Origin of the sequence: Alishewanella sp. HH-ZS (assembly GCF_001704375.1) — a bacterium.
Taxonomy (GTDB): Bacteria; Pseudomonadota; Gammaproteobacteria; order Enterobacterales; family Alteromonadaceae; genus Alishewanella; species Alishewanella aestuarii.
The window spans coordinates 1-4,470 of the sequence record NZ_LZEJ01000074.1; the positions used below are offsets into that span (position 1 = coordinate 1).

4 protein-coding genes and 1 pseudogene are annotated in these 4,470 nt (G+C 40.8%); 1 reads left to right on the top strand and 4 read right to left on the bottom strand.

Annotation, left to right across the window (positions count from 1 at the left end; translation table 11 throughout):
- Window positions 1-20: 20 nt before the first annotated feature.
- Window positions 21-194 (top strand): annotated as a pseudogene (locus A9165_RS17165) (IS630 family transposase); the annotation flags it as partial.
- Window positions 195-226: 32 nt separating this feature from the next.
- Here A9165_RS17165 and A9165_RS16165 read toward each other — a convergent pair.
- The 4 genes from A9165_RS16165 to A9165_RS16175 form a co-directional block, all read right to left on the bottom strand.
- A complete protein-coding gene (locus A9165_RS16165; protein ID WP_065956653.1) occupies window positions 227-676 on the bottom strand; it encodes a hypothetical protein in 450 nt (149 codons plus the stop codon).
- The gene (locus tag A9165_RS16170) at window positions 663-2,336 is read right to left on the bottom strand and encodes an integrase (protein ID WP_255365752.1); all 1,674 of its coding nucleotides are present in this window, start codon (window positions 2,334-2,336) and stop codon (window positions 663-665) included. The genes A9165_RS16165 and A9165_RS16170 overlap by 14 nt, the downstream gene beginning before the upstream one ends.
- A 24-nt stretch (window positions 2,337-2,360) precedes the next feature.
- A complete protein-coding gene (locus A9165_RS17170; protein WP_083216312.1) occupies window positions 2,361-2,753 on the bottom strand; it encodes a hypothetical protein in 393 nt (130 codons plus the stop codon).
- A gap of 10 nt (window positions 2,754-2,763) precedes the next feature.
- Window positions 2,764-4,470 (bottom strand): hypothetical protein (locus A9165_RS16175; protein ID WP_369799997.1); only part of this gene is annotated, 1,707 nt, incomplete at its 5' end.

A 4,470-nucleotide genomic window follows, 5' to 3' on the forward strand; every position in this document is an offset into this window, starting at 1 on the left:
CATCCTAATTGTCGCCGAACAGCCCATGGCATAACAAAATTGAAAAACTGTGGCATGCCCTGCACGAGACGATAACCCGGAATCATCAGTGCAAAAACATGGATGATTTACTGGAGCAGGTTTACTACTTTATGGACACTGCCGCACCGTTTCCGGGCGGAAAACATGGATTAAAGCGGGTGTATCACAATTAGGATCAGCTATTTAGATTCTTGGGTAGAACTGACTAAGATTGTTTTAGCTCTATGCTTGTTGTTATTTGGGGTATTTTGTTTTCTAGCTCATTAACTTTTGTAGCGTAGTTCTGAATTTGTAACGTCATGGAATTATGTTGAGCTGCCAGCTGGCTCATTTGTTTTCTTAGGTTGATGATTTCGATCCGGTATTTTTCCTTCAATCTTTTTTCTGTTTTCAAAGAATCTCTGAGCTTTGCAACCAATGCCGCGTCCTGAGTCGAATGCTGAGATTGACTTTTAAGACGTAGCTGGTTCGCTTCGTCATGAATCTTTGCAACTATATCTTTATAGTAATGAGCTGAACCATTACCTAATCCGGCTTCTTGCTCAACCGCTCTCACTGATAGCTTTTGTTCAGGCGAGATGCGTTCAGTGTTATGGCTAAGAATGCGCTCTAGTGCTTTTATAAGCTGAACACGAGTGTAATCAGATTTGCTCATATTTTGCCCCATCCATTTTAAGCTTTGAAAATGGAATTCTAAAATGATGCATCACTTTCTCAGCTGCTTTGATTTGTGTTACGAAGTGACTATAACCGGATGCTGTTAGTTCTCCTATGCTATCTAGATAAAGCAGCTTTTCCGATGCCCATTTATGCCGTTGAAACCAGTTTTTTGCTTTTTCTTTATCGATGAGCTGATTTTCGCAAGTAAAACAGGCCGCTGGAGATGATACCTTCTGCATCTGACAATCGTATCCTGCCAAGCAGTAGGAGTGAAGTGTACCAACCAAGTTTAGTTTGCCGGCCTTAACCAAGCTATACACATGATCCCAGGAAGAGAAAATCTGGGCGGTTGTTTTGCGCTCTTTCATGATCGACTTGCCCATTTTTCCATAGAGTTCATCTTTCGAATTGAGCCAACCATGTATTTTTTCAGTAACCATTTCGTGCTGAACTTCGCGCAATAAGGCTTTTAGTTCAACGTCTAACTGAAAATAGGACAACTTACTGTCTAATCCGCCCTCGCCATACCAGTCTGACGTAGGGACATCCAAGTGTTTGAATTGTTGTTTTATTGCAACACTAGAGCAAAGGTCATGCCGTTTTGCGAACACAGCAAAAGAGCGTCTGAATTGATGAGATGTCAGAGGCCATAGCTTGCCCAATTGAATTTTTGCATCGGCGTGTTGCGGGTTACAATTCGGGTTAATTAATTTGAACTCTTCAAGGTCTGCTTCTGTGATGTAAGCATTTGCAGCTTTCGCAATCTCATTGAAATGTGTTCGCATACTTCCTTCAAAGCGGACCTTTGGGAATGTTGCTTTGCTGGATTGGTTGAGCCACAAACAGTCCGATATGTGAACACGGATTGGATCCCCATCTGTAAGCAGTTGACTTCTCATATTACGAGACAATGCTTCTGCGAGTTCAATCGCTTTTAATGCGACCGGAACAGTGAGCCATTCACATGTCTGAGGTCGGCCTTGAACCATTTTGTGGTGTTGGGACTGCAGGAAATAATATTTTTGGTTATTGAACACTCGTGTTTTAAAGCTGTCCGCGGTCAGGCCATATAACTCGCTTCTTCTCATGCCTGTAAATGCCGCACAGACAATGTAGCAAGCTGTCTGCACATTTGTAATCCATCCCTTAAATTTACTGCCATTTGTTGGCACCAATTTGGCCAATGGCGTTTCTTGAATGTAAGACTCAATTATTTCAAAGTCTTTAGAAGGCTTAGATTTACTCACTTCAATTCGATAGGCAGGCTCGCTTTTCTTTAACCATTGCCACTGACCAGATTCTATCTTTTGGTCAATTTCTTTCTTGCCAATTAGGTAGTTATCATGAAGATCGGTAAGTAAGTTGTGAATTAAATCACGGTGTGGATGCAATGACTCAACGATGCTTAGTGCTTCTGCGTAAATGAGCTCCATCAATCTAGTCGGTATTGCGTAAAACTGGTCCGTCTTTACTTTGTCCAATGCAGCATATTCTTTAGCTAATTCTTTTGGTGTTTGATCTGTTGGAGATGAAAACGCAAAAGGCAGTACGCCGGTTGTTCTCCTCAAGTTTGCAACAATAATAAAAATATGTTGGCAGTTTGCGATGCTGTATTGTTGGGTTTGAATATATGAGCAAAATTCACTAAATACCAAGGGGTGTGAGAGCGTCTCTACCGATTAGAATGAGTAACTATCTAAAAACTTAAATATTTGATTTAGTTTACTGTGTCGACTTATTAACGTAGTTGTTTTAATCACAGGGCCTGTCCGGGGCTTGCCAGCTACATACATCCAGTAAAAACAGATAAGTTTCATCTCCATAGCGAGATATTCTGATGCGATCTCAGAGAAAAAAATGCCCTTTTTGTTGGTGATTTTTGTATCGACGTAGGAAGATAAATCCCAGTATTCGTCTCCGAACCTACTGGCAGGAGCTCCGAAATGGTCTCGGCTGACAACAATTTCATTAAGTTCTTTCCAGTTTTCAGTTTTGAATAGTTCCATCACATGCTGAACGCCCAATTTGTTCTCTTGGAGAACGCTCTCAGGTATATGAAGTAAAGCTCTCACTAGTAGCCCCTTATATAAACAAGTTAAGTTCTTCTGGCCATAATGGATGACGACCATCTTTTAGCTTTCGCTCGGCTAAACGACGAATTTTCGGGTCGATTCGGAATATTATTTGATTTATCCGATGAAGTATTTCTTCAAAGTTGTTCTTAAACTGTGATTGGTTTAAATGGTCCCCTCTAGATTCCTCGAGAGAACATTTGAAACTTAGTAAGCACCAAATGTCGTCAACTTCCTCGATAACAACCTGATTTGTACAAAAGAAACAGTTAAGTATGTCTGCGCATGCGAGATTTGATACATCCAAGGCCTTAGGGCTGAAGTTGACTTTCCGACGATACTTGTCTGCTTTGCTTCCAAATGGGTCTGTGCATCCAGTTCCAATGGGTGCTCGATCAGGCTTTTGGTGTGCGATCGAATATTTTTGAATAAATGCTTCATAGGGAAGTACTTCAACTTTTAAAATACTTCTAGCTTGCTCTTTAGCGTTCTGAATTTCGCCGCAGCGAATTGCGCTCTCCAAAGTGTGAGCTACGGCCTGCAGTTGCATATTGTTTTCTGGCTCATTACCCTTGGTGTAATGACGGTGGACAGTGTTTGGAGTATTTCCTAAGATTAAAGATGCCTCTGTGACATTGTTTGTTAAGGCAATGTACTTACTGCTACCGGTTGCCCTAAATCTTTTTGCTTCAGGCCTTAATTGATTTCCAAAGTCATCCTTTAAACCAAATGATTTAAATAACCAGTTATTAAAAGTTCGGAGGTGGGCCGTTTCTAACGTTGATATAACACCTTGTCTTGATTGATAAAACAGATGCTCGTCGTCAGGCCTGATCAGACTACTGATTTCAAGTAAATCTTCCATGAATCTTAATGCATGCTTAGGAATATGGGTTGCGTGATTTTCACCTATTGCGATAGTTACAAATTTATTTGCTCTATTTTTTAAAACTGATTGCTCATACCAAATACCAGCTGAGCCTTCGCGTCGTTTAGGTTTTTTCATGCTCAACAAAGAAGTCGTATTTGCCCAAGTGTAATAGGCCATCAAAAAGAAACTGGCGCAAAAGTACTTTGTAATTACGCCACATACATCGAGTCTACGGTTTGAATCTGAATAGTTGGCTGTGTATGTGCTTGGTGCTGCGTTAACGTGTAATGGTGGGTTTTGTCTTATCTGTCTCCCAAGCTGTTGGTGTAATATTTTTAAACATCGGACAAGCTTTATTAGCTCAGTGTCGGAATAGGAATTCGAGGGGTTCGCTTCAGATCTGAAAATAGGGTATTTCGAAAACCAATCGAACACAGGGCAGTCAAATAATTCTAAGATGCATTTCGTTGCACTTATAAGTTTTCTCGCAGAGTTCACCGCTATTGAATGGGATTGAACCTGCTTTATGAGGTACCGCTCCCAGATTTCTATCGCTATAGCAGATTCTGGAGCGACATTATTCAAGTCGCAAAATCTAACATATTTTGCAAAATCCTGAATGTATCCATTCTTGGTTTGGTCTGAATATTCGTTGTTATCACTGAAAGCCTGAAACCATTTCTCAGCTAAACAGTCTCTGTTTGCAAATTGGGCTAGTGGGATATCTTGCAGTTTCGGAACACCATAGTAACGGAATCTCTCAAAATCAAAAAAGGCGTATTTGGTGATCCCGATTTTTAAGCTCAACCGTAAAGGCCTAAACGCCTGAGGGATCCCCACAAATTG

Coding starts and splice junctions, on each gene's coding strand:
- A9165_RS16165 (WP_065956653.1), bottom strand. CDS start 676: ATGAGCAAATCTGATTACACTCGTGTTCAGCTTATAAAAGCACTAGAG.